The sequence below is a fragment of the Runella sp. MFBS21 genome (assembly GCF_029433105.1).
GTDB lineage: Bacteria > Bacteroidota > Bacteroidia > Cytophagales > Spirosomataceae > Runella.
This window is the reverse complement of record NZ_JARNTW010000003.1, coordinates 438,365-464,528: the sequence shown is the minus strand read 5'-3', so window position 1 is coordinate 464,528 and position 26,164 is coordinate 438,365. Positions and strand designations below refer to the sequence as shown.

Sequence of the window (26,164 nt, the reverse complement as noted above, 5' to 3'; positions counted from 1 at the left end):
GATTACCATTGATTAAATACTTTTGAGAAAAGACATTAGCATGTATAAGCTGCCATTGCCTTACGAATCGCCTTTTCTAGGTTATTGGCAAGGGTTTCAAGTTCGGTTTGCGTCCACGTAACACGTACACCAAACGAAATGAGACGACCGATTACTTCTTGCGACTTTGGCAAATCAAGATTAGCATAATCTTGCGGAGCACCCAATACTTGAACCGCTAATTTACTCGCCGTACGCATTTCTTTGAGGTGATCCCACTGATTGATGAAATGGTACATATTTGTAAACCAGTAGTTGAAACCACCCACTCCTGTGGCGTTCAGTTCGGCTACAACTGCCTGTGCGCTTTCGGTATCGGGGAGCAGTAAATTCAAAAACGTAGCAGAATCTCCTTCAGCATCGGGGATGCGCGCAAAAGAAACCCCAGGCACGTTGGCAAGGCGATTCATCAACCACTTTTTGTGCTCGTTGTTTTTCTGCACTAAGTACGGTACACGGCGCGTTTGGGCCAAACCAACAGCTGCGTGAAGCTCAGAGATACGATAGTTGAACCCGATGATTGGGTGTTGTTCCATGCCACGGTTGCTTCCGATGTGGTCGTGGCCGTGGTCGGCATAACTGTCCGCAAATTTGTAGGCTTGCTCGTCGTTTGTCACAAATACACCTCCTTCACCGGCGGTAGCAATTTTGAAAAAATCGTATGAGTACGCCCCCGTTTTACCCCAAAGACCAGTAAAAGTTCCTTTGTAACTAGCGCCCATGGCTTGTCCTGCATCTTCAACCAAAATGAGGTTATGTTCATTGACGAGCTCCATAATGGCATCCATATCAGCCATTTGGCCACACATATGTACCAAACAAACTGCTTTGGTTTTAGGAGTAATGGCTTTACGAATTCCTTCCGCAGAGAGGCAAAGTGTTTCGTCGATTTCTGCAAAAACTGGCAAAGCACCAATCATCAAAACGGCTTCTACTGAAGCGATATAGGTAAAAGGAGGAACAATTACTTCGTCACCAGTTCCAATTCCAGCGGCTACAAGAGCTGTCTGAATAGCTGTCGAACCACTTGAGACAGCATGGGCATATTTAGCCCCTACTACTTTACAAACTTCCGCTTCCATTTCGCGGGCTTTCCAGATATTATTGCGTTGAGCGTCGTGGTTATAACGAAAGAATATTCCTGTTTCCAGTACGTCATTGATTTCTTTGCGCTCTTCGGCGCCATATAGTTCAGTTCCTGGCATGTGTTATTGTATTGACAGTTTATAGTTGACAGTATACGTATTAGAACTTGTCCCGAACGACAAGTTCTTTAGAACCACAAAGTTAGTGATTTTAATGCGTAGCCAAATAACTTTTTGCTCTATAAACGGAAGGCAACATTAGTTTTAACAGGGCGGTAATTGACGGGAGAATCTGTCAGAAAAACAAAATACAAGGCGTATTTTCCCTTCCAAAAGTGTTTTTTAGGGAGTATAACCTCAAATTGAGGAAAGTCTAAGTGGTGACGGTCATTTTCCAGTTCCATGTCTAGTATCATGGTCTGGTCGTTGTTAGGATTAGTAAATTCGTTGTGACTGCAATCCAATGGACTGTCATCGTTATGAATAAATAAATATTTAAGGCCAATTTTCTTGAGTTGGGCTGCTGCATCAACAGGAGATAGAAATGTACAACGCAGGTTAATATTTTTGTTTGTTACATAGGCTCTATCTACCCGTAGTTTTATATGGGGTAATAATGGGCGATTGAGACTATCATAATAACTCTTGGGGTGGATGGGCTGCGTAATAGGGTAGTCATAAAAACGATTTTGAGCCAAGCGATGCAAAATACTAACTTCGACGCAGGTATATCCGGAATCGTTGAGGCGATAGTTTTCCATTTTGGTCAATAACTTAAGCTTTGTCCCTTCAGGGTCGCGTAGTTTGAGTGTCACATATTTGAGATTGAGTAAAATACTTAGGATACAAAAACCAATGAGCGCATAATTTTGACTGCGGGGTGATTCTTTTAAAAAATCATAGACAATCACAATAGCACAAGCCGACATAAGCATTGAATAAATCGAATAACGTTCGGAAAGAGCCGTATTAAATCCATGCTCGTAGCGCGTCAAGCTAGTCAGAAATGTCATCGCAATGCCATAGGTAAAACATAGAAATATGAAAGGATTGCGTAGGTAATAGCGCCGGTAAATGATGTACCCAAATAATCCCAGAAAAACAATTCCAGTAATTTTAGCCAATCGTGGTGAAAACGCAATACTGCCCGCAAAGGCTATTAAAAAGCGTGCTGCTTTGGGGATTTGTTCAAAGAGTTTTTCAGTGGTAGGATGTCGGTATATTTTCTCATAATTCCAGAAATAACCCGTAAAAATGATAAGCCCATAAATGGCCCAAATGGCGAGTAATTGATAGCGACGCTGAAATAAGAAGATGCAACCCATCAGTCCAAAGCTGACAAAGCCTCCACCATTGGAAAAAATGGCTAGAAAAGCAAACAAGAAGGCATAGAAATCAAAGGAGGGCTTGGTGTTTTTGAGGGCGAAATGTAGCGAAGCTAGCCCAAAAGCCACAGAAAATAAATTGGCATTTTGCATCGCAGCTAGTGTATTAGAAGCTGGGCAAATGATGATGAAGACAATGGGGAGAAAGAGCCAAGAATCGGAGGCGATATTTTTATAAAATAGACAAGCAATCAATAAAAGAGACAGGTTGCCGACAATAATCCACCACCGCAAATCAACGTACCCACTGATAGCGTATTGAAGCAACGCTACTAGCCGAGTTACCAAAATACGGTGTTCGTTGTGTTGCGAAAACAAAAGTTGAACCTTATTCCACCAAGTAGGAGCTGTTTGGAGCTGATTAAAAATCTCCATGGTGTAAATATCATCACCAGTAGGGAGATTGATAAGATTGGGGTAAATGGCAATTATAAATAAACCTACGGGAATCAGACTAAATAAAAGTCTGTACTTTTTTAAGAAAGATAACATAGAAATTAATCAAAACAAAAAAACTATCTGAGAGCTTTGTGGAATTTCTGACGAGTAAAAAACAAGGGATTAGGGGAGAGTATAGCCTTTTACTTTGAGCTGGTCGGCGTTTAGATACAATACATTAACGTCGAGTTTAATGGGAGTAAAAGGCGTATCTGTAGAATCAGTTTTGACCGCTACTATGGCATCTACTACGTCCATTCCTTTAAATACTTGCCCAAATACGGTAAATTTATCATCTAGTCTTGATAAGCCATTTTTGTTTTGAACTATGTAAAACTGACATCCCGCCGAAAGCATTTCGGGGTTGTTGTCGCGGCCTGCGCCTACGGCTCCGTATATGTGGCGGATATTTTTACGGAATTCGGGTTTTAGTAAATAAGGCGAATCCGAAAATCCGGCAGGGGTATCGGGGCAGCCTCCTTGTGCCACAAAATTGTTGATGACCCGATTGAAAGTCAGGGTGTCCCAATAGTTTTGTTTAGCGAGCTTAATGAAGCTAGCTTTGTGATTGGGAGTTTCGTCATAGAGCCAAAAGAGAATCTCGCCCATGTTGGTTTTGATTTGACCTACAGCATAGGTTTTTTCTTTGTAGTTTGAGCTAACAAGTACAGCAGCAAGGGCGAGCAATAAAAGAGTTTTATGCATAGGGTTTTTCTAACAAGATGAAGTTGTCAAAAATAGTAAAAACATATTTAAATCAAAATAGACTATTCTTCTTCACCTGCGCCTTTGGTAAGCTCTGCTTGAAGGGTTTGTGCACCACTAAGCACAATAGGGGCATTAGGCTTTGACGAAAAAATGACTTCTACAAATCCATCTTGTGAAACTCCCGCTTTTACTTCTATAGGTTTGTAAATGCCCTGCGCAGTCTTGATGAAAACATGGGCCGTCTCGCCAGTACGTACCAAGGCCATCTCAGGTACTGTATCCGCTTGGCGGGGCGAAGATTCCAACTGGGCATTGATATATTGCCCAGAAATAACACGCCCCCCTTGTATGGTAGCATACACATCTACGGTACGGCTTGTAGGGTCAAAGTAATTGCCTATAGAAGTAATCGTTCCCGAACCACCCTGAAACACGATTTTTTGCCCTATCTTGATTTGGGGAAAGTCTTTTTCGAATACTTTCAGTACAAGGCGAGCATTCACTTGATTTGCAATTTCAAAAAGTGCTTCTCCTGCTCCGACTGATGCTCCTATGTTAACTTTGGTTAGTTTTACGACACCATTTATCGGAGAACGTAACGCGATGCTGCGAACGATTTGGTTGGTTTTGAGGCTATGTGGGTCAAGGCCAATAAGTTGTAGCTTGGCCTCTAAACCTTGTTTGCTTGCTTCCAATACTCGTACCTCAGATTCGGCTTGTTGAAGTTTTCGTTTGGCTCCTACATCTTCTTGAGTGAGGGTCGTTTGGCGTTGGCGTTCTTGTTCGGCAAATAGAAGTTGTCCTACAGTTTTCCAATAATCTTCCTGTAATTGAATAAGTTCGAGGCTTTCAATGGTCGCAAGTGTACTACCTTTTGTGACTTGACTTCCTGCTAAAACATGAATGCTACGTACAGTTCCCATCAATGGGAAACTCACCGAGGCGGCCTGCTGAGGGGGGACTTCGACGACTCCGTTGAGTACGATAGCATCATATACCGTACGGATTTGAGAACTTCCTAATGTAATCCCAAAACTTTTTTCTTGCTCAGGCGTAAGACGAAGTTCTGAACTATTGGCAGAAGGTTCTTCAGTTTGGCTAGTGTCGGGTTTGGTACAGCTTAGTCCCAAAAGACAAATGAAGATAGGTAGGAGCGTATTTTTGGTGCTTGCCCAAATCATTTTAGGAGAGGGTATGAATTGAGAGGAAATTTTCATGGTATTTTTATATTAAATCATTTCTTAAGTTGAATCATACTTTTAGGAGAAAACTCACTCTATTCCGAGCCATTTTTCCAGTTCAATGAGCTTTTGGCTTAAACGAAGCTGTTCGTTTAAGTACGCTTCACGGATTTGCCATGCTTGTCGGGTATTCTGAAAAAATTCGATGTATTCAATATCTCCTAGTCGAAATTGTTTGTAGGCTGTTTGTATCAGCAAATCAGCTTGTGGCAAAGCCGATTGTTCATAATATTGGAGGGTGTTTTGAATTTGATTGAGCACTTGTCGTAGCACTTTGATTTGCGTTTCTGTCTGAAAAGTGATCGCTTTGAGTTGATTTTGAGAGGCTTGCTCATTGAGATGAGCAGCTTCTATGCGTGCTTTTTGAGGTTTGGTATAGAGAGGAATGCCAATACCTCCCGACACATAACTAAATCCTAACCTCCCCTCGATGGATTGGTTGGCTACTCCCATGCGCCAATCGGGCTTGAGCTGGGCGCGTTCGAGATCGATATAATTACGGCTTAGCTGGCTTTCAGCTTCGGCCAAGGCTACGTAAAGATTATTCCCTTCCACCACCGAAGCATAGCGTTGCAAACTCAAAGTAGTGTCTATTTGTAAGGGTTCATCTGAGTAAACCCACGCTTGTAGATTGAGGTAAGAAGTTTGAAGTTCTTGTTTTAAAATGACCTCCCGATTTTGAACTTCTCGTAGATTGGTAAGAGACGCTACTTTTTCTAATTGGCTTCCTTCGCCTGTCTGGTATCTTACATTCGTAGCTTCTACGGCTTTTTGATAAAGACTATCTTGCGCCTGTAAAAGATGTTGGAGACGATACAAATACAGTAGTTGATAGTATTGTTGTTTGATGTTGAAAATAAGCTCGTTACGCTGAATTTGTTGCTGTTTTTTTACAACATTTACTTGTTGATTCAAAACTTTTTCACGGCTTCGATACACCCCAAAAGGTTCAAAACTCTGAACCGCATTGAGGGTATAATCAAAGGGACGTGCTTGAACTTGACCAGCGAGTAAATCAACCGATACCTTAGGAATGGCCCATGCGGAGCCTACCAGGGCCTGTTGCGATTCTAAATTGAGTTGAGCGGTTTTGAGGGAGAGGTTTTGTTGAGTGGCCCGTTCTATCACTTGGTTGAGCGAAAGGGGTGGGGATGTTTGGGCGTTGGCGATTCCTATTGTTACCAACAATACCACTATCGTAAGCCCTATTTTGGGAGAGGAACTATCTTTTTTTACCGAAAACAATGCATATAATACCGGCAATACTACCAAAGTAAGTAAGGTGGCTGACAAGATACCACCTATCACTACCGTGGCCAACGGGCGCTGAACTTCGGCTCCGCCTGAGTTGGAAATAGCCATCGGCAAGAAGCCCAACGATGCCACGGTAGCGGTAATAAGTACAGGCCGAAAACGTACTTCTACGGTTTTGATGATTCGGTCATATACATCAGTAATACCCTGCTTCTCTAAATCATTTAGATAACTTATCAATACAATCCCATTCAATACCGCCACGCCAAACAAAGCAATAAATCCTACGCCTGCCGAGATACTAAAGGGCATATCGCGTAGCCAAAGTGCAAAAATGCCTCCAATGGCCGACATCGGTACGGCCGTGAAAATAAGCAACGACTCTTTGAGGGAATGGAAGGTAAAATACAGTAAAGCAAAAATTAAAAATAAGGCCAAAGGTACCGCAAAACTAAGGCGATCTTTGGCACGTTGAAGGTTTTCGAAGGCTCCACCGTAAGTGTAAAAATAACCCGATGGTAAAGCCACTTTTTTCTCAATTTGAAGTTTTACATCCTTGACTACACTTTCAACATCCCGATTGAGTACACCTATACCAATGGTAATACGGCGGCGGGTTTCCTCGTGCGAAATCTGCGCTGGTGCTTTACGAAAATCTATCAAAGCTACCTCTGCCAAAGGCACCGTTCCGCCTGAAGGGAGGGGTACAAGCAATTGTCGTACGTTTTCGATGTCTTTTCGATGAAGCGAATCCAAGCGTACCACGAGATCGAAACGGCGTTCTTCTTCATATACTGTACCCGTGGTTTCGCCCGCAAAGCCTGCTCTGATGAGTCGATTAAGATCAGCAATATTGAGACCATATTGGGCGATTTTGGCGCGGTTGTAAGCGATACTGATTTGCGGCAAACCTACGATTTGCTCGACGCGTACACTCGCTACTCCTTCCACTTTTTCGATGATTTTGGCGGCGGCATTGGCGCGTTCGTATAGCACTTCCAAATCATTTCCAAACAATTTGACGACCACATCCGACCGCACTCCCGTAATCATCTCATTGAAGCGCATCTGAATAGGCTGTGTCATTTCGACGCTAGTACCGGGAAGCTCTTTGGCCAATACATCTGCCATCTTTTCGGACATTTCTTGGCGATTCTTCGCATTTTTCCATTCCGAAATATCTTTCATGTTTATCATCTGATCTACCATTTCGATGGGCATGGGGTCGGTGGGGATTTCAGAAGCACCCACTCGTCCTACAATCTGCTGGATTTCGGGAAAGTGTTTTTTCAAAATTTGATGAGCTTTATTGGCCGCGTGTATGGTTTCGGTGAGTGAAGTGCCCGAGGCCGTGCGGAAGTCAATGGCAAGGTCTCCTTCATCGAGCGTAGGTACAAACTCCCCACCGAGCTGAGAAAACACCAAAAGGGCAATGGCAAAAAGAGCTCCGGTGATTCCTAAGGTAGTTTTTTTCCAATGCAGCGACCAACGAATCATGGGCTCGTAGCGGCGATAAAGCCAGTGCAGTACTCGTTCCGAAAAAGTCCAATGCTTGTGCAGATTTCGACCCATTACCAACGATGACATCATTGGTACGTAAGTCAATGACAAAATAAAAGCACCTAAAATGGCAAAACCAACCGTCAGCGCCATAGGCTTAAACATTTTTCCTTCGATACCTACGAGCGATAAAATGGGTAAATACACCATCAAAATGATGATTTCGCCAAAAGCTGCTGAGGTCCGAATGCGCTTGGCAGTTTCGTACACCATATTGTCACGTTCGGCGGGGTCATCTACATTATTTTGTTTGTTTTCTTCGTACCATACCTGAAAACGGTGTACAATAGCTTCTACAATAATCACCGCTCCATCCACAATCACCCCAAAATCAATGGCTCCTAGCGACATCAGATTGGCAGATATGTCGAAGGTATTCATCATTCCGATGGTAAACAGCATCGCTAGCGGAATCACCGAAGCCGCTACTAAACCCGCCCGTAAGCTTCCCATGAGCATCACCAAAACTACAATCACGATAAGCCCGCCAAGGAGTAGGTTTTCCGTGACGGTAGTGATGGTCTTGTTGATGAGTTTGGTACGTTCGATAAACGGCACAATCTCAATGCCTTCGGGCAGGGTTTTTTGAATACGTGCTACTCGTTCTTTGACGGCATTGACAGTATTGGCTGAGTTGGCACCTTTGAGCATCAGCACGATACCGCCTACGGCCTCGCCTTCCCCATTTCTGACGAGAGCCCCAAATCGATTGGCATGGCCAAAGCTCACTGAGGCAACATCGCGTACCAGTAATGGAATTCCATTGTTGTTCTTAACCACAATTTGCTCAATATCGGTTAGGCTTTTTACTACGCCTTCGCCTCTGATAAATTGAGCCTGCCCGACCCGCTCAATGTAGCTGCCTCCCGTATTGGCGTTGTTGTTTTGAAGAGCGGTATAAAGTTCTGGTAGCGTGGTATTGTGAGCGCGAAGACGTTCGGGGTTGACACTTACTTCGTATTGTTTGACAAAGCCGCCAAAACTACTGATTTCAATAACGCCTTCTATACCAGCTAATTGGCGTTTTACAATCCAATCCTGGATAGTCCTTAGCTCGGTAAGGTCGTAGCGCTCATGAAAGCCTTCTTTGGTAGCAAGCGTATATTGATAGATTTCGCCGAGGCCCGTCGTGAGAGGGGCAATCATTGGTTTGCCAAACTCCGTGGGGATTTCGGCTTCTACCATTTTGAGTTGCTCAGATACCCATTGCTTGCCTCTTACAATGTCAATGTCATCTTTGAAAACAACCGTCACTACCGAAAGCCCTAATTTAGAAACGGAACGAATTTCGGTTACATCCGGGATATTGGCCAGCGATAGCTCAATAGGCGTGGTCACAAATTGCTCTACTTCTTGGGCCGCCAAAGTGGGCGTCAGGGTGAGGATTTGCACTTGATTGGTGGTAATGTCGGGTACGGCATCTATCGGTAAACGTGATAAAGAATAACCACCCCAAATGATGAGCGTAAGTATCGCCAACCCAATAATTAGTTTGTTTTTGATACTATAATGAATCAATGAATCAATCATGATTGATTTTGGATAAATAAAATGAGAAAAGAAGGAATATCAATAAGAAGATGCCGCCGCAAGAAGCATCAGATGGGCACACTTATCCCATGAAGAAAAAGAGACTAAGCTCGGGGTGGACAAATAAGCGCCTTGAAAGAGAGAAAGGCGTAAGAATTAAGCCACTGAAAGTTGGTTTCTTTAGAAAAGAAAACGGGAAGATTACTTTCAAAAGATAAGATAGCCATAGGAAGAACAAAAAGGCCCGCCATGCCATTAACATCCATGCTAGGAAGATGATGTTTGGTTTGTTTGGTATGTGTGGAGTCGGCAGAGTAATGCATCCACAAAAACTCCCAAAAACTGAGCGGCGTAGGGGTGTCTTGCTTGTGCTCTTTGAAGTGGGCCCATACTTCGGGAGAATGCAGGAGGTCGGTCGCCGTCCGAGGAAGGAGACTTTGCACCAGCACGATACACGCCAAACAGTATGCCACCAAAACTTTCATGGAAGAATGAAGTTATCAATCAAAAATACATTGAATCATACCAACAATCCTCAAAATTGGTTCGGCTTTGGCAAAATTTAGAATTAGAATAGATAATGGTTAGATTAACTGTTTGAAATATAGATACTTACTTTTTTTATTTTAAAAGGATGATACCTATCATTTGAAATTGTAGTCTTAGAGATGTTACTTTGTAAGTGTTTTATTTAAACTCAATCTAAATAGTTTGGGTTTTCCAGTAGAAATTATTTTTAGGATATACTGGAATAATAAACCTATCGAGAAGAAATACCTAATAACTTATGAAAACCATTGCTGATTTAAAGATAGGAGAGAAGGCTTTTGTGAAAGAATTTCAACAGGTCGATTTGTCGTTGAAATTACTTGAGATGGGATGTTTGCCAGGAAGTGAAGTAATGCTTGATTTTATTGCTCCCTTGGGCGACCCTCTTGGTATCCAAGTTAATGGCTATTGTTTGGCCATGCGTAAAGAAGAAGCAGCAACGGTTTTGGTAGAAGAAAGCATCTGACTATTTTGAAAAAGACACCTATCATTGCCCTTATTGGGAATCCCAATAGTGGCAAATCTTCGTTATTTAATCAGCTTACTGGCTTACGCCAAAAAGTAGGGAATTTCCCAAGTGTAACGGTCGAGAAAAAATCGGGGCCGTTGATGCTGGAAGGACAAACCGAAGCCACGGTTGTTGACTTACCCGGACTATATAGCCTTTATCCTAAAGCCCTTGATGAGCAAGTAGTGATTGATATTTTGGCTAATCCCCACCACGAAGACTATCCTGATGTAGTGGTAGTAGTAGCTGATGCATCAAACCTCAAGCGCAACTTGCTGATTTTTACGCAGGTAGCTGATCTGGGGCTGCCAGTAGTATTGGCGTTGAATATGCTAGACGTAGCAGAAGATAAAAACCTGCAAGTCAATGCCGTAAAGTTGGCAATGAAGCTAAACGTACCCGTAGTAAGAATCAACGCCCGCGTAGGCGAAGGGCTTGATAATCTCAAAAAGGCCATTGTCCAAACCTTAGAAAAACCTACGAGTTTTCAGAAATATTATTTTGATCCCGCAGAGCAGTTTCCTGAGTTGATTAAAGAAGTAAAGAAAAGCAGCCAATTAGCCAATAATTATTTGGCGCTTCATTATGTACAACAACACGATATTTTTTCATTTTTATCAACCGAAAAACGTGTCGGATTCGACAAATTGATAGAGAAGTATGATTTCAAAGAAAGTGGCTTTCAAGCCGCCGAAACCATGCATCGCTATGCTGTGATTGATGGATTGGTCAAAGAGTCTGTAAAAACGACCGACAATTTTCTGGTAAAACCCCTATGGACCCAAAGATTAGATAATATATTGCTACATCCATTTTGGGGATACGCCGTCTTTTTTTTGGTGTTGTTAACGATTTTTCAAGCCGTATTTACGCTGGCTTCGTATCCAATGGATATGATTGATGCCGGAATAGCTTCCTTCAATGATTGGCTCAAAGAAACCTTACCACCGGGTCTTTTTACTGATTTGCTTACGGATGGCCTCGTGGCGGGAATTGGAGGCGTCGTGATTTTTATTCCTCAAATCGCCTTTTTGTTTTTGTTGGTAGCTCTTTTAGAAGAGTCGGGCTATATGGCAAGAGTGATGGTGATCATGGATAAACTCATGAGGCGTTTTGGGCTGAATGGCAAAAGTGTTGTGCCGCTGATTTCGGGCGTGGCGTGTGCGGTTCCGGCCATTATGTCGGCCCGCAGTATCGGTAATCGTAAAGAGCGTTTGCTTACCATTTTGGTCACGCCTTTGATGAGCTGTTCGGCGCGTTTACCTATTTTTACCATTTTGATAGCCTTGGTCGTACCTGCTACGCCAGTTTTGGGCTTTTTTACGCTACAAGGTCTTACATTGATGGGTTTGTATTTGTTGGGGTTGTTGAGTGCTTTATTGTCGGCGTGGGTTATTAAAGGCTGGGTTGCCAATACCGAGAAAGGATATTTTGTGATGGAAATGCCCACTTATAAAGTACCACGTTGGTATCATGTAGGCTTGGCAGTGTGGGATAGTGTAAAATCATTTGTGACAGAGGCCGGAAAAATCATCGTAGCTATTTCGATTATCTTGTGGGTATTGGCTACTTATGGCCCTGGCGATAGCATAGAAAAAGCAGAAGAGCAAGTAAAACAAGAAAATCCAATGCTGCAAGGAACGGAATTGGACAATGCGATTGCGGCTCAAAAACTTGAAAACTCCTATGCTGGGCATTTTGGGAAATTTATCGAACCCGCCATAGCGCCTCTTGGATATGACTGGAAAATAGGTATCGCTTTACTGGCTTCTTTTGCGGCACGTGAGGTGTTTGTGGGGACGATGAGTACTATTTATAGCATTGGGAGTGAGGCCGATGAAGACAACGGCACCATCAAAGCCCGAATGCGGGCCGAGATTAATCCTAAAACTGGTAAGCCGATGTACACTCCTGCCTTGGCTTTTTCGCTGTTGATTTTTTACGTATTTGCCATGATGTGCATGAGTACGATTGCTACGGTATATCGCGAAACGCATGGCTGGAAATGGCCCCTCATTCAGTTGGCATATATGACAGTTTTAGCGTACGGGTTGGCATTTTTGACGTATCAACTACTGAGTTAAAGCGCCCGTAGGGATAGGCTTTATGTCTATCCCCCATACTTTACGTCTATCCCTTGTACTTTACGTCTATCTCTTGTACTATCAATCTTGGGCTCCGCTCTTGGATAGGAAGAGAAGGTCTATCCCTCGTACATTTTTATTTTAAAAATAAATCTCCTGAGCTACTCGATAAGTATTGCAATGGGCTTCTACAATGTCGGCCAAACGTGGTGAATAACCGCCCCCCATCGAAACCACCACGGGGACGTTGCGTTGGCGACATTGCTCAAATACAAATTGGTCGCGTTGGCGACAGCCATTGATAGAGACCTTAAGATGTCCCAATTTATCAGTCTCTAAAATGTCAACTCCTGAAATATAAAAAGCAAAATCTGGGTTTTGTTGGTCAAATAGGTTCGGTAAAGTAGTGGTTAATAGGTCTAAGTAAGTTTGGTCGTCGGTGCCGGTCAGCAATTCAATATCAAGGTCAGAGGTTTCTTTGTGCAAAGGATAATTGTCTTTGCCGTGCATCGAAAAAGTAAACACACGCTCCTCGTTTTGGAAAATAGCCGCCGTGCCATTGCCTTGATGCACGTCCAAATCAATCACTAAAATCTTTCGAGCTTGTTTGGTTTCTAACAAATAATGAGCGGCGATAGCTACATCATTGAGTAAGCAAAAACCTTCTCCTCGATCGGCAAAAGCATGGTGAGTCCCGCCAGCTACATTCATCGAAATTCCGTATTTTTGGGCAAAATGTGTACACTTGATAGTACCTTGAGCGATGCGCGTTTCGCGTTTGATAAGCTCCGACGAAAGCGGAAATCCAATCCGACGAATCATTTTATCAGAAATCCTTAGATACTTTAAGTCTTCCCAGTATGTTTGTGTGTGAACTCCCAAAATCCAGCGTTCGTCCAAATCAGCAGGCTCAAAAAAATGTTCTTTACTACAAGTTCCTTCATACATAAGCTGTTCGGGAATGAGTTCGTATTTGAGCATCGGAAAGCGGTGTGGTTCGCCATTAGGACCTTTGGGAAGAGGATGACAATATAAAGGAGCGTAGGCGATTTTGAGCATGAAAACAATAAAATGATTTTGAGGGAAATTTCGTTATAGTAAAACACACATTTTAATTAACACTTGAAGACGATGAAAGTTAAGTTTTTGAACCTTTTTTTAGGGCTAGTAGTAGCCATATTGAGTTTTTCTTGCACGCCCGACCCCTTGCAAGATTTGAGCCTAGAAGATTCGCAAGTTTTTATTACGAACTACGACAAAAATGCCAAGTTTAACAATTATGCTACTTTTAGCTTGGCTGACAGCGTATTTGTAATTCAAAACGACCGTTCGGGCGTATCTACCTCTGCTTTTGATTTTAGGGTATTGAGTAGAGTGGCCGAAAATATGACCAAGCGGGGCTACAATCGTATTTTGAAAGATGCCAAACCAGATTTGGGTGTCAATGTGATGCGCATTAGCGAAACGCAGACGGGGCTTGTGGCCAACTACAACCCTTGGAACAGCTATTGGGGATATGGGGGAGGTTTTTATTATCCACCTACCTATTCTTACTACCAATCTACGGAGACCTATTGGTATGTCGAAATCATTGATCTTAAAAATGCAGGGACGAGCCAACAAGCGACCGTAATCTGGAATGGGCAGATTAGAGGCAATGGTATATTTGACGAAAATGCCCTATTTTCGATTATAGATAGCATCTTTGCCCAATCGACTTATATAAAACGCAATTGATTTTTTGATTAACCACACTCGCTAAAACAGCATTCTAAAAAATGAGGAAAATATTTTGTTTGATTATAGCGGCAGGTTTCTTTATCGAGGCCTCTGCGCAACAAGTAATCACCCGCGACCAGCTCTATAAGCGCGAGTCGCCCTATGAACGCTATACTACTTATCGAATTTCGGTGACAGGCGGACTAGGACTTCCTATGGGGAGCTTTGGGGATTATATGGAAAAATCTACTTTACGGAATTATTCTATTTTGATGGATTTCGTTTTTCCTAAAAACAATCTATCCGTAGGCGTTTCGCTAGGGTCACAATACTTCAAAAATCGCCTACCTCGGCAGGTGTATAATTTTGATAGCCAGGACGTATCGGCGGTACAAACCCGTACTTTGTCGGCCATTCCGCTGGTAGTGACGGGAAGCTATCATATTGGCAAAGTTAATGCGCCCATTCGCCCTTATGTGCAAGTGGGAGTAGGCGGGGCATTTGCTGAATTAGCAAATTATTATGGTACTATCCCGACTGGCGACAATGGCTTTAGGTTTGTGGCACAAGCAGGGGCTGGTATCAGGGCCTTGTTTAATAAAAATGGAAAATTTGGTTTAGAAGCGGGAGCTACCTATCAGCATTTACCTTTTGAGGTAGCTAGCGAAGGAATCAAAGATGCTTCATCGTTTAATGTTCGTGCAGGCTTGTTTTACCGTTGGTGGTAATGGTCTAGTTAAAGTACTAATAAAGCAAATCCCCCTTATCTTCAAAAGTAAGGGGGATTTGCTTTAGGCTTCAATCGTGATTTCGTGGGTAATCTGAGCCAGTGGCTCAAACTGCGCCGTAGCGGAGCAGTATTTTTCCATCGAAAGCTTCACGGCTCTTTCTACTTTGGCAGGGTCCAAATTTCCTTTGAAAAAATAATGGATTTTGACCTTACGAAAGGGCGAGCGCTCAGTGTCGTCTTCTTTGACACGTTCGCCTTCTACCGATATGCGAAAATCAAGGATTTCTTGACGTTGTTTTTTCAAAACCAGCACTACATCAATCGCCGAGCAACTTCCCAAGCCCATCAGTAGCAGTTCCATTGGGCGTACACCTGCGTTTTGTCCACCTATATTGGGAGAAGCATCCGTGTGTACAATGGCCTCAGAGGAGCCTCGGGCTTCGAAATGAAACCCATCATCTACGCGCACTAGTTCTACTTTCATATTTTAAGCTTCTTGTTCTTCGATGATGTTGATTTTGAGGATTTTGTTGCCCTGACGAATCGCATCAATCACCTCCAAGCCTTCTACTACTTTACCAAAGCAGGTATGTTTGCGGTCGAGATGGGCGGTATTGTTGCGGCTATGGCAGATAAAAAACTGAGAACCCCCAGTATCACGGCCGGCGTGAGCCATCGAAAGTACACCACGGTCGTGGTATTGATTACCGCCGGTAAGTTCACACTTGATATGATAGCCTGGGCCACCACGGCCAGTACCTTGAGGGCAGCCTCCTTGAATTACGAAATCAGGAATAACGCGGTGAAAAGTAAGGCCGTCGTAGAAGCCGCTTTTTGATAAATTGACAAAATTGGCGACGGTGTTAGGGGCATCCTTTTCGTAAAATTCAATCAGCATAGTCCCTTTTTCGGTAATCATTTCTGCTTTAAGCATATTCCAAATAGTTTGATTGTTTTTCTTATTAATTGATTAATGAATCAAATAACCAAATCTTGATTTACTTAGTTCGGCAAAGGTAGGGCTTCTGATTTATTGAAGCAAAGCTTACTTTAAATGCCTTTGCAAAGGATGATTTTTATTATTTTTTTGCCCAAGTCCAAAAACTATTTTTGTACAAAACAGTTCCCTTGATATGGCAAATCACGAAGTTATTATCATCGGCGCCGGTGTATCGGGTCTGACCTGCGCCAAGTATTTGAAAGATTACGGAATCCAGTCGCTGGTTTTAGAAGCCTCGGATGCCGTAGGGGGAAGAGTAAAAACAGACTCTGTAGACGGATTTTTGTTAGATCGAGGTTTCCAAATTCTGTTGACAGCCTACCCCGAAGCCCAACGAATCCTTGACTATGAGGCTCTTCGTCTGCAAGCATTTCGGTCGGGGGCACAGATTCGTCTCAACCATAGTTTTGAAGTCATGAGCGATCCTTTCAAAGAACCGCTTCAATTGTTCAAAACATTGTTTGCACCAGTGGGCACTTTTGGCGATAAGCTCAAAGTACTCCAGCTATCCAATGAAGTGAGTAAAGAACCAACGGATGCTTTTTTTGAAGAAATCGCTACTGATACCTTGTCTTATTTGAGGCAATATGGGTGGAGCGAAACCATGATTACCAATTTTTTTAAACCTTTTTTTGGAGGTGTTTTTTTGGAAAACAAGTTAGAAACGGCAAGCAATTTTTTTCGGTTTATTTTCAAACAATTTTACACAGGATCGGCTGTGCTGCCTTCGCTCGGGATTCAGGCTATTCCTCAGCAAATCGCCAACAAATTGCCAAAAGAAGCCATAAGACTTAACAGCAAAGTGGCGAGCATTGACAAAAAAACGGTTCATCTTGTCAGTGGAGAATCACTGACTGCCAACCATATAGTAGTAGCTACTGATGTATGCCAAGCCGATAAGCTTCTCAGTCGAAGTATCTGTCGTGAATACAATGTCACCACTTGCACGTATTTTGAGGCAAATACTTCTCCCCTGAAAGAAAAAATGCTGGCTCTCAACCCCAATCGACTGTCAGTAGTACACCATATGTGTGTGCCTAGCGATATCTCTCCCAGCTATGCGCCTGTCGGTAAATCTTTGATTTCGGTAAGCACGCAGGGTTTAGATTTGTTTGACGAAAAAAAACTCACTGCCCAAATTAGAGCAGAGCTAACCGAATGGTTTGGCGACGAAGTGGAGGGTTGGCGGCATTTACGAACATATCATATACCCCAAGCGCTCATGAAATTTACGGTCGATGCCTCAAAAACCAGTTTAAGATTGAGCGAAAATCTCTACGAATGCGGTGATCACGTGGCGTATCCTTCCCTCAATGCTGCAATGGCTACTGGGCGGCAGGTAGCTGACTTAATAGCAGGAATCTAAACCTATATTTCCACAGAAATCTCACAAAATTTTTAGTTTAAGAGATTTTTGTGGGGAGTAAAATTTATTTTTTGAAAAGAAATTGAGCCATCTGAAATCCTGATTGGAAAGCTCCTTCTACATTTCCCATTCCAAAGGAATCCCCGCCAATCAAAAGCGAGCCCGAAATATCTAGCGCCAAATAGGGTGCTGCGTATCGCTTTTCGGCCAAACTATACCTCCAGCGGTGTACTTGTATTGTTTCTATAAAAGATGGCGCAATCCACTGCTCTAGCATAGCTATCAATTCTTTACCTACGTTGTCTAAGTCTGCTTCGAGATTTTGTCGACTAAAATCAGGACTTGCATGAATCGTAATAGAAGGGTGCGAAGTGATCCCTTTTTGAAAATTGTCGGCTACCCAAGCTATGGCACCTCCGTCAAATTTCAACACACCTGGACTGGGAATCGAGCTATTGTTGTACAGTGAAGCCATTACCGCAATGCAAGGTGCATATTGAATAGAGGCTAAAGCCAAATGGTGCTCTGGTGAAAGAGCAATATCACTATGAGCAAGTAAGTCGAGAGCTTGAGGAACTGGCATGGTTAAAATAATACGATTGGCGGTATAAGTGTTTCCATTTTCGGTATTTACTATCCACTCTGCTTCACTTTTTGTCAATCTTATCACTTTTTCGTTGGTCAAAACGCTCAAGTTCTGAGCCATGTATTTGGCAATGCTATTCATGCCTTCAATCCCTATGTAGCGAGGGTGCTGAAAGGTAATATCTGTGGTTGGTGTACTGATTAAATTCCATTCTTTGACGATTCCAGCTTGTTGCCAATCGGCAATATGCTGTTGAAATTCGGGAGTACGGGCCGTAAAATATTGAGCACCGTGGTCGGCACGAGAAGAAGACAGACGGCGCGTAGCAAGCCTACCGCCTACGCCACGGCCTTTGTCGAGCACGGTAACTTGCCAAGCGTGGCGGTGGAGTAGGGTGGCGGCGGTAAGTCCCGTCATTCCTGCCCCAATAACAATACAAGAAGGCATTTATTTACTTTTTTTAAAACGGTTTGTAATTACAAACTGAGAAGTAAGAACAAAGTTTTAAAAAAGAGGTAAAAGCAAAGAGCTATCTCCAATAGCTTGGCCTTTTATTAGTAGCGCCTATATGGCGGCAATCTGAGCAGGCAATACTTCCAGTGGTGTACCACGGAATCACCGAACCAGGTACTGGAAATTCAATCAAAACCAAAAAAGGAGCTTCCTTGGCCTGTTTGATGATTTCGTGCGTGGGAAGGGTGTCAAGAGGCGCACAGGCTTGGTCTGCTAGGGTGTTACGTCCCAAGTTTTCGGTAATAAAAATCCGTTGTTGAGTGGGAGTAGTGGCGTTGAAAAAACCAAAAACTATTTCCTCCGAATCAGTAAGGCAGGTAATGTTGCCCGTAACTTGGGAGGGTTGAGGGTCAAAAAGCCCTCCAGTCGATTCGTTGGTTTTGGCGATAGCGGTCCAATATTCAAATTCTTCCTGTGAAAGCCCGTATTGAGTTACCAAAATACTGTATTTGCGGGCGAGCTTGCCACTGAGGGCCGTTACTTCCGTAATCGGGACGTCCTGTATCACATCCTGTGAGAGATTAATAGACGAGCCCAGCGTAATTTTGGTTGACTTTCGAGTGGGCCAACAAAGCTCAATTTGTTCAGACCGAGGTATGATTTCATTGTTTATGATTTCATAACCCGAGAACAACGGTGCGCGATATTCCCAAGTTTCTTCAAAATTCCAACGATAAAAACGGGTATTATTCGAGGGGTCGTGGGTGTTTATGTTAATCTTAACGCCTTCATTATTAGTTAATAAACGGTACGTGATACTGTCGATTGCGGGTGTTTTAATCACGGGTACATAGGCAGAACGGTATTCTTTGCCATTCGTAGTTTTGATAAAAAGCCTAAACTGTTCGTTGGGAGCATAAGATGCGGCTCCTAATTGGTATTTTCCGGGCTGATATTCCCTAAAATTGAAGCTACTACCTTTGTCCCCTTCCACCCTAACAATGGCACGTTGCTCCATGTTGGGTGCCTCTTTTTCTCCTATGTTTTGGGTTCTACTTAGTTGAATTTCACTTATGGCCGAAGGCGATAGATTCAAAGAACCTTCTACTACTAAGTAGCTTTGAGCTTGTTTGATTTCGGGAGGATTGTAAGGCAGCACACAGCCGTAAATCAAGCCTATTAACAACAATACAACGATGGTGCCTAGAAATGGGAGGTATGGTTTCATGGTTTTGCGGACTTATGGTTTATAAGACCACTTCTGTAAGAAAATACCTAATTAAAATCGTAATTTTTCGGAAAACTCATTTGTTTTCAAGGGCTTTCATAGCGGCTTTTTTGAGAGTATCAAAGTCATGGGTATTGATTTCTCGTATCCAAGTTGCTGTATCGGTAGGTAGAAAATCAAAATTAGTTTTACGAGCAAGTGTACCATAGATGGTAAGTGAGGCCAAAAGGCTTCCTTTCAAACTAGGGTGGAAATTATCCTGCCCGTAAAGTGAGAGTTGAGGTTCGAGTTGCCACGCATATTTCCAAGCCAACCCCGCCGGACAGAGCAATAAATTTATCTTTTGGGCAGCTTGCGTATAAGACTGAATGACGTTTTCTAAGTCAAAAGAACGTGCTAAAGAAGGCCAGACCATATACAAAGCCATTTTGACGTTGTTTTTTTTGCAAATTTCGGCCAATCGAATAGCATAATCTGTCAATAAAACCTGTGATTCGGGTAAGGCGGAAGGCCCCTGCTGTGCTACTACAAAATCGAAAGTTTGGCTCTCAATAGCTCTCTGCACTTTGCCTTCTTTCCAATGGTCTTCTAACGAATAATTAGGATATAAAAAAGTGGTGTATTGTAGCTGCACACCGTCATATTTGGCTAGCTCTTGCACTATCTGAGGTAGGTCGTTGGTGTAAGTAAGGCTATTGCCTATAAACAAAACTTTGAGCGTATGAGGCTGACTAAGCACCTTATGGTGATGAAATAAAATACTTAGCAATAAGCATATTCTCACGGTATGGCTAGAAATCATAGACCAAAAAGTTGAAGGTGATGGAAAGGTAAATTACGTTTTTTAGAAATATAAAAAAAGCCTTCCAACCTTCTCCAATTATTCCAAATGTACATCTTTGAAGAGCAGCATATCTTTAAGGCGTTCTTCTTTGTCAGGATCAAAGCCGCAAGAAGTCGTAAATTCTTTGGGATTATGATAGGTTCCAAATAACATATCCCACCATACGATATCGCCGTAATTGTGAGTATGTTTGTTGTATTCATGGTGAATGCGGTGCATTTCGGGGCGCTGAAAAATATAGCCTACCCATTGGGGTGTTTTGACATTGGTATGATAAAAAAACTCCCCTAACGCGGTACACAAGGTATAAATACCGCCCGCTTCTACATTAAGCCCTAACAGAGAATAGACTAACAAGCTCCCGATGATAGAATTGACGGTCATTTCGAGTGGATGCTTGTAAAATGACGTAATGACTTCAATTCTTTGGGGGCTATGATGGATTTGGTGAAAATGTTTCCATAAAAAATCGACGGTATGTCTCCAACGATGCCACCAATAGAAAACGAAAGTAGCAATGAAGTAGGCTATGATTCCTCCAAAGATGTTGCCCACATAAGTAGATAAATGAAATACTGAAAAAGCGGATAACCATTTTTCCCAAGTCCAACCCGCTATCAGTACTACGAGTAATTGAACAAAATTAATTGCTAATACCCGGATAGTCCACGTAGGGACTTGAGGGAGCTTCCATCCCGGAATGAGTTTTTCGATGATAAAACATATTCCAAAAACTGCAAAAATAATAGATAATATCATGGAGATGAGGGGTTTTGTTTACCCAAAAATCTCCAAAAGGTATTTTCAATAAATTGACCAATATCAATTTATTTGCCCCTAATTTGTATTTAGTACGAAGTAAAATCAGGTGGGGACTATATAAATAGAGGCCAAGAAGTGAGGTAGAATGGTACAAAAAAAGAGGCTGTCCAAAAAGTCTGGTATCACCAAATTATCTTCGGCGTCTGTTCAACCTCACCCCCTAAATCCCCCTCTCCTTTCTGGAGATGGGGACTTTTTAAGCCCTTCTCATGGAAGGACAGGGCCGCCTGAGCGGAAGGGTTGGGATGAGGTTAAAACCAAAGAATATTTTGCGACCTGTTACTTTTTGGACAGCCTCTTAATAATATGACTACTATAATACTGATTTTAGACGATTTGAGCCTCACGGTGGATGATTGCTTCACGATCAGGGCCTGTCGAAATAAAACTGATTGGCAATTGGAGCTCTGCTTCCAAAAAGTTAATATAAGCAGCCAACTCAGTAGGCAGTTCGTCATATGTATGTAAGTTTTCGAGCGAAGTAGCCCAGCCTTTCATGGTTTTATAGATAGGCGTTACATCATTGTGACAAAGGTCATAAGGGAAGCGGTCAGTGAGCGTTCCGTCGGGCATTTGATAATGAGTACAAATCTTGATTTCATCAAAAATATTCAAGACATCGACCTTCATCATCACGAGCTGCGTAACACCATTGATCATGATAGCGTATTTAAGGGCAGGCAAATCCAGCCATCCGCAGCGGCGAGGCCGACCCGTAGTAGAGCCAAACTCCCGACCTTCTTGGCGCATACGCTCGCCTTCTTCGTCAAAAAGCTCTGTAGGAAAAGGACCACTACCTACGCGTGTACAGTAAGCTTTGAAAATACCATAGACTTCGCCAATGCGACGCGGAGAAAGCCCCAAGCCTGTACACGCACCCGCAGTGGTGGTATTGGAACTTGTCACGAATGGATAAGAACCGAAATCGATATCTAGTAATGAGCCTTGTGCACCTTCGGCTAGCACTGTTTCTCCTGCTTCTAAAGATTCATTGACGAGGTATTCGGTGTCTACAAAATTGTATTGTTTCAAAAATTCGGTAGCTTCAAAAAACGTTGATTCTGCTTCTGCTAAGGCCGCTTCATAGTCGTATTTATAGAAATCCAAAACAACTTTGTGTTGATTGACAAGACGCTCATATTTTTCTTTGAATCCAGGCGATACGATATCGCCCATGCGTAGGCCTTGGCGTGCTACTTTATCTTGGTAAGCAGGGCCAATTCCGCGCAAAGTAGAGCCTATTTTAGCATCACCTTTCGATTGTTCGTAGGCAGCATCAAGCAAGCGGTGAGTGGGGATAATGATCGCTGCTTTTTTGGAGATAAAAAGATTCTGCTGGAGTGGAAGATTATATTTAGCCAATCCGTCGATTTCTTTTTTCAAAACAATAGGGTCAAGTACAAGACCATTGCCGATGATATTTTTGATTTCTGGCCTAAAAATACCAGAAGGAATCTGGTGGAGTACGTGTTTGAAACCATCAAATTCGAGTGTATGACCTGCATTAGGGCCGCCCTGAAATCTTGCAACCACTTGGTATTGTGGTGCTAATACATCCACAATTTTCCCTTTTCCTTCGTCGCCCCATTGGAGGCCGAGTAGTACGTCAACTTTCATTAGAACTTGTAAGCCCCCAACCCCTTGGGGGAGTTTATGATTTGGTGAAAGACGTGCCGTGGGGTTTCGGTACATAGGCACGTATGAGTATGAGGTAACGAGAACAAATAGGGAATTATTCTATTTCTACTCTTTTAGGTCTTTCTAGCGCTGCTTTGGTTTTATTTTCGCAGTTTTCACGGGTACAATTGCCGTAAAAAATAAGAGAATGGTGCAAAACGTTGAATTTCAATAAATCACCTACCATATTTTGGATATTTTGGACACGCGGGTCACAAAACTCCATCACTTGATGGCAATCCATACAAATGAGGTGGTCGTGCTGACGGTATCCATAGGCTTTTTCGTACTGTGCTAGGTTTTTGCCAAATTGGTGTTTTGTTACCAAGTCGCAATCTACCAACACATCAAGCGTGTTATAAACAGTAGCTCTACTGACGCGATACTTTTTGTTTTTCATTGATATATACAACTCATCTACATCGAAGTGGTCTTCGCGAGTGTATATTTCTTCCAATATAGCAAAACGTTCGGGTGTTTTGCGAAGACCTTTACGCTCCAAATAAGCCGTGAGGATACGCTTGGCCGCTTCTAAATTTTCGTGTTTGGCTTGGGGCATTGCTTTTTGAGTTAAAAGTTAAAAGTCAAGAGTCATAAGGTAATGAGGGTATAAAAAGCTAAATTTTATCCTTAAAAGTACCTATTGACTCATAACAATTAACGGTGGCGAAAAATCGCGATTAACTTCTACAAAAGTACTAATTTTCAATCAAATCGCGCGACTTTAAACACGCCATCTACTTTTTCTAATTTTTGCATGAGTTGTTCGAGGTGGCGTGTATCATATACATAGAGCTTGATGATAGCCTCAAAAATGCCTTCCTCGGTCTCCACCGCAATCGAACGGATGTTGATATGGAGCTCATTCGAAATAATGCGCGTGAGGTCATTGACAAGCCCTACACGGTCGGTGCCTTCGATGCGCAAACCTGCCAAAAACGCTAACTTTTGTTGAGAAGTCCATTTTGCTTTGATGACTCGGTTGCCGTGATTAGATAGCAATTCGGGCGCATTGGGGCATGTAGTTCGGTGAATTTTAATCCCTTCGTTGACGGTCACAAACCCGAATACATCGTCGCCCGGAATAGGGTTACAGCATTTGGCGAGGATGTAGTCGATTTTGTCCATGTCTTCCCCAATCAGCAATGCATCCGCGTCGGCGCGTTCGCCGTGCATCTTTTTGAGTTCTTTTGTGAACTGCTTGCCGTCTTGAAGTTGATCAGTATTGATTTTGGCCTGAATATTGATTTTGGCCTCTTTCTCATTTTTAAACTTCTTGATTTCGTCGGCATTGATATAGCCCTTTCCAAAGCGATAATACAAATCGCTGGGAGTTTTGCAATTAAAATAAGCCCTGAGCTGATTGATAAGCTCATGAGTAACATCAAGGTGAAGAATCTTACATTTTTTCTCAATGATGTTGCGGCCATCGGTTACATATTGTTTGTTTTCTTCCTTAATAAGCTCTTTGATACGGGCTTTTGCTTTGGAAGTCACCACAAATTTGAGCCAATCTTCGCTTGGTTTTTGACGCTTGGCCGTGATAATTTCGACTTGGTCTCCATTATTGAGAGGCTGACTGATAGGTACAAGCGAATTGTTGACTTTGGCAGCGATACAGCGTGCCCCTACTTCAGAGTGAATATCAAAAGCAAAGTCAAGGGCCGTGGCACCGCGCTGCAATACGCGAAGCTCGCCTTTGGGAGTAAACACAAAGACCTCCTCAGCAAAAAGGTTGCTACGAAAATCGTCCAAAAACTCCAAAGCCGCCGTTTTATTATCTTTGGTAGCTTCCAGCATTTCGCGTACTTGATTGATCCATTGGTCAATCCCTTGGCCAGTTTTGGTATCGTTACCTTTGTATTTCCAGTGAGCTGCTACGCCTTTTTCGGCAATTTCATCCATTCGTTTAGAACGGATTTGTACTTCTACCCACTGTCCTTTGTCGGTACCTTCGGGGCGGTACATTACAGTAATGTGCAGTGATTCGTAGCCGTTGGCGCGTGGCGTAGCAAGCCAATCTTTGAGGCGGTCGATATTGGGAGTATAGTGGTCAGTAACGATAGAGTAAGCATGCCAACAGTCCGATTTCTCTTCTTTGGGATCATCTTTTGAATTCATAATGACCCGCACCGCAAACAAATCATAAATCTCTTCAAATGGCTTCTTTTGCTTACGCATTTTATTCCAAATGGAGTAGATAGATTTGGGACGGCCTTTGATGGCAAAATCATAACCTTGCTCTCTCAAATCATCTTCGATTGGTTCAATAAACTTCGCAATAAACCTGTCACGTGCTGTTTTGGTAGCCCGCAGTTTATGCTTGATTTCTTCGTAACCTTCAGGTTCGGTATATTTGAGGTATAGGTCTTCAAGGTCCGTCTTGATAGAATGAAGCCCCAAACGGTGAGCCAAAGGTGCATAAATAAAAATCGTCTCGGATGCGATTTTGAGCTGCTTGTCGCGAGCCATACTATCGAGGGTGCGCATGTTGTGCAGGCGGTCGGCGAGCTTAATCATGATGACCCTGATGTCGTCAGAAAGTGTCAGCAACATTTTCCGAAAGTTTTCGGCTTGCTGCGACGTTCCAAATTCAAACTGTCCTGAAATTTTGGTAAGACCATCGATGATTTGTGCCACTTTAGGACCAAATTGACGTTCGATGTCTTGCAGGGTAAAATCCGTGTCTTCTACTACATCATGTAGGAGGGCACAAATAATGGAGGTAGTGCCAAGTCCAATTTCTTCTACGCAAATCTGCGCAACGGCAATCGGGTGGTAAATGTAAGGTTCGCCGGATTTGCGGCGCATGTCTTTGTGGGCTTCTACTGACAGATTGAAAGCTTTTTTAATGAGTTTTGCATCATTGTCTTTCAAAAAGGGTTTGGCCGCGCGGAGCAATCTGCGGTATCTTTTCAATATTTCTGACCGCTCAAGCTCCAAATCAATCTCTACTTCGATGGGCATATTTTTGTTGTTTCGGTCTGCCGAATTTGCTGTACTCAATACGACTAAAGTAGGTAAAGATAATAAATTTTACAATTTTTTAATGATTATAGGACATGAAAAAAAAAGCATATAAGGGGGCAAGTGTTTGATATACAATAAGGTATAGCAGAGCGTGGATACATTCCAATTTAAAGAAAGTATGAAAAGTTAAAATTTTTTTTGGCTTTTATAAAATTGTGTATAATTTTGCAGCCCGAAATAAGTGGTAAAAATAGTATCAAAAAGCCACATTTCGGAAATGCCTAAATACACGCTGCGGGCGTGGTGGAATTGGTAGACATACCAGACTTAGGATCTGGCGCCGCAAGGCATGGGGGTTCGAGTCCCTCCGCCCGTACCTTTGCTGACT

21 protein-coding genes and 1 tRNA gene are annotated in these 26,164 nt (G+C 42.7%); 6 read left to right on the top strand and 16 right to left on the bottom strand.

Annotation, left to right across the window (positions count from 1 at the left end; translation table 11 throughout):
• Positions 1 to 35: 35 nt before the first annotated feature.
• From P1X15_RS09365 to P1X15_RS09340, 6 genes are all read right to left on the bottom strand, one after another.
• A complete protein-coding gene (locus tag P1X15_RS09365; RefSeq protein ID WP_277337885.1) occupies positions 36 to 1,244 on the bottom strand; it encodes a DegT/DnrJ/EryC1/StrS aminotransferase family protein in 1,209 nt (402 codons plus the stop codon).
• A gap of 119 nt (positions 1,245 to 1,363) precedes the next feature.
• Positions 1,364 to 3,001, bottom strand: a complete 1,638-nt coding sequence (locus P1X15_RS09360) for a hypothetical protein (protein ID WP_277337884.1) — start codon at positions 2,999 to 3,001, stop codon at positions 1,364 to 1,366.
• Between the two features lie 69 nt (positions 3,002 to 3,070).
• A complete protein-coding gene (locus P1X15_RS09355) occupies positions 3,071 to 3,652 on the bottom strand; it encodes a peptidylprolyl isomerase (protein WP_277337883.1) in 582 nt (193 codons plus the stop codon).
• Positions 3,653 to 3,714: 62 nt separating this feature from the next.
• Positions 3,715 to 4,872 carry an efflux RND transporter periplasmic adaptor subunit gene (locus P1X15_RS09350; protein ID WP_277337882.1) on the bottom strand — a complete coding sequence of 386 codons (1,158 nt, stop codon included), beginning with the start codon at positions 4,870 to 4,872 and terminating at the stop codon, positions 3,715 to 3,717.
• A gap of 54 nt (positions 4,873 to 4,926) precedes the next feature.
• Positions 4,927 to 9,240, bottom strand: a complete 4,314-nt coding sequence (locus P1X15_RS09345) for a CusA/CzcA family heavy metal efflux RND transporter (protein WP_277337881.1) — start codon at positions 9,238 to 9,240, stop codon at positions 4,927 to 4,929.
• 104 nt (positions 9,241 to 9,344) lie between these two features.
• Positions 9,345 to 9,725 carry a hypothetical protein gene (locus tag P1X15_RS09340; RefSeq protein WP_277337880.1) on the bottom strand — a complete coding sequence of 127 codons (381 nt, stop codon included), beginning with the start codon at positions 9,723 to 9,725 and terminating at the stop codon, positions 9,345 to 9,347.
• 302 nt (positions 9,726 to 10,027) lie between these two features.
• Between P1X15_RS09340 and P1X15_RS09335 the strand changes: the two genes are divergently transcribed.
• A complete protein-coding gene (locus P1X15_RS09335) occupies positions 10,028 to 10,255 on the top strand; it encodes a FeoA family protein (RefSeq protein ID WP_277337879.1) in 228 nt (75 codons plus the stop codon).
• Between the two features lie 5 nt (positions 10,256 to 10,260).
• On the top strand, positions 10,261 to 12,381 hold the full coding sequence (gene feoB / locus P1X15_RS09330) for a ferrous iron transport protein B (protein ID WP_277337878.1): 2,121 nt from the start codon (positions 10,261 to 10,263) through the stop codon (positions 12,379 to 12,381).
• A 141-nt stretch (positions 12,382 to 12,522) separates the two neighbouring features.
• On the opposite strand, the gene P1X15_RS09325 is transcribed toward feoB, so the two are convergent.
• Positions 12,523 to 13,440 (bottom strand): histone deacetylase, encoded by a 918-nt coding sequence (locus tag P1X15_RS09325; protein WP_277337877.1) that lies wholly within the window; start codon positions 13,438 to 13,440, stop codon positions 12,523 to 12,525.
• A 72-nt stretch (positions 13,441 to 13,512) separates the two neighbouring features.
• On the opposite strand from P1X15_RS09325, the gene P1X15_RS09320 reads away from it, so the two are divergent.
• Both P1X15_RS09320 and P1X15_RS09315 read left to right on the top strand, forming a co-directional pair.
• Entirely contained in the window at positions 13,513 to 14,118 is a 606-nt protein-coding gene (locus tag P1X15_RS09320) for a DUF4136 domain-containing protein (RefSeq protein ID WP_277337876.1), read from the top strand.
• A gap of 41 nt (positions 14,119 to 14,159) precedes the next feature.
• Positions 14,160 to 14,828: an OmpW family outer membrane protein gene (locus P1X15_RS09315; RefSeq protein ID WP_277337875.1), complete on the top strand. Its 669-nt coding sequence runs from the start codon at positions 14,160 to 14,162 to the stop codon at positions 14,826 to 14,828.
• A 63-nt stretch (positions 14,829 to 14,891) separates the two neighbouring features.
• Here P1X15_RS09315 and P1X15_RS09310 read toward each other — a convergent pair whose 3' ends face one another.
• The gene (locus tag P1X15_RS09310; protein WP_277337874.1) at positions 14,892 to 15,314 is read right to left on the bottom strand and encodes an OsmC family protein; all 423 of its coding nucleotides are present in this window, start codon (positions 15,312 to 15,314) and stop codon (positions 14,892 to 14,894) included.
• 3 nt (positions 15,315 to 15,317) lie between these two features.
• Complete coding sequence (locus P1X15_RS09305) at positions 15,318 to 15,764, bottom strand: peptidylprolyl isomerase (protein WP_277337873.1); 447 nt, start codon at positions 15,762 to 15,764, stop codon at positions 15,318 to 15,320.
• A gap of 199 nt (positions 15,765 to 15,963) precedes the next feature.
• Between P1X15_RS09305 and P1X15_RS09300 the strand changes: the two genes are divergently transcribed.
• Positions 15,964 to 17,196, top strand: coding sequence for an NAD(P)/FAD-dependent oxidoreductase (locus tag P1X15_RS09300; RefSeq protein WP_277337872.1), 1,233 nt, complete (start codon positions 15,964 to 15,966; stop codon positions 17,194 to 17,196).
• Positions 17,197 to 17,260: 64 nt separating this feature from the next.
• Here the strand turns inward: P1X15_RS09300 and P1X15_RS09295 are convergent, their stop codons facing one another.
• From P1X15_RS09295 to P1X15_RS09265, 7 genes are all read right to left on the bottom strand, one after another.
• The gene (locus tag P1X15_RS09295) at positions 17,261 to 18,229 is read right to left on the bottom strand and encodes an NAD(P)/FAD-dependent oxidoreductase (RefSeq protein WP_277337871.1); all 969 of its coding nucleotides are present in this window, start codon (positions 18,227 to 18,229) and stop codon (positions 17,261 to 17,263) included.
• 82 nt (positions 18,230 to 18,311) lie between these two features.
• Complete coding sequence (locus tag P1X15_RS09290) at positions 18,312 to 19,463, bottom strand: DUF4249 domain-containing protein (protein ID WP_277337870.1); 1,152 nt, start codon at positions 19,461 to 19,463, stop codon at positions 18,312 to 18,314.
• Between the two features lie 76 nt (positions 19,464 to 19,539).
• Positions 19,540 to 20,265: an SGNH/GDSL hydrolase family protein gene (locus P1X15_RS09285; protein WP_277337869.1), complete on the bottom strand. Its 726-nt coding sequence runs from the start codon at positions 20,263 to 20,265 to the stop codon at positions 19,540 to 19,542.
• 78 nt (positions 20,266 to 20,343) lie between these two features.
• Entirely contained in the window at positions 20,344 to 21,066 is a 723-nt protein-coding gene (locus P1X15_RS09280; protein ID WP_277337868.1) for a sterol desaturase family protein, read from the bottom strand.
• A 390-nt stretch (positions 21,067 to 21,456) separates the two neighbouring features.
• Positions 21,457 to 22,746: an adenylosuccinate synthase gene (locus P1X15_RS09275; RefSeq protein WP_277337867.1), complete on the bottom strand. Its 1,290-nt coding sequence runs from the start codon at positions 22,744 to 22,746 to the stop codon at positions 21,457 to 21,459.
• 115 nt (positions 22,747 to 22,861) lie between these two features.
• Complete coding sequence (locus P1X15_RS09270) at positions 22,862 to 23,365, bottom strand: Fur family transcriptional regulator (RefSeq protein ID WP_277337866.1); 504 nt, start codon at positions 23,363 to 23,365, stop codon at positions 22,862 to 22,864.
• Positions 23,366 to 23,511: 146 nt separating this feature from the next.
• Positions 23,512 to 25,773, bottom strand: coding sequence for a bifunctional (p)ppGpp synthetase/guanosine-3',5'-bis(diphosphate) 3'-pyrophosphohydrolase (locus P1X15_RS09265; protein ID WP_277337865.1), 2,262 nt, complete (start codon positions 25,771 to 25,773; stop codon positions 23,512 to 23,514).
• Positions 25,774 to 26,070: 297 nt separating this feature from the next.
• Between P1X15_RS09265 and P1X15_RS09260 the strand changes: the two genes are divergently transcribed.
• Positions 26,071 to 26,152: transfer RNA gene (locus P1X15_RS09260), tRNA-Leu, on the top strand.
• Positions 26,153 to 26,164: the final 12 nt, after the last annotated feature.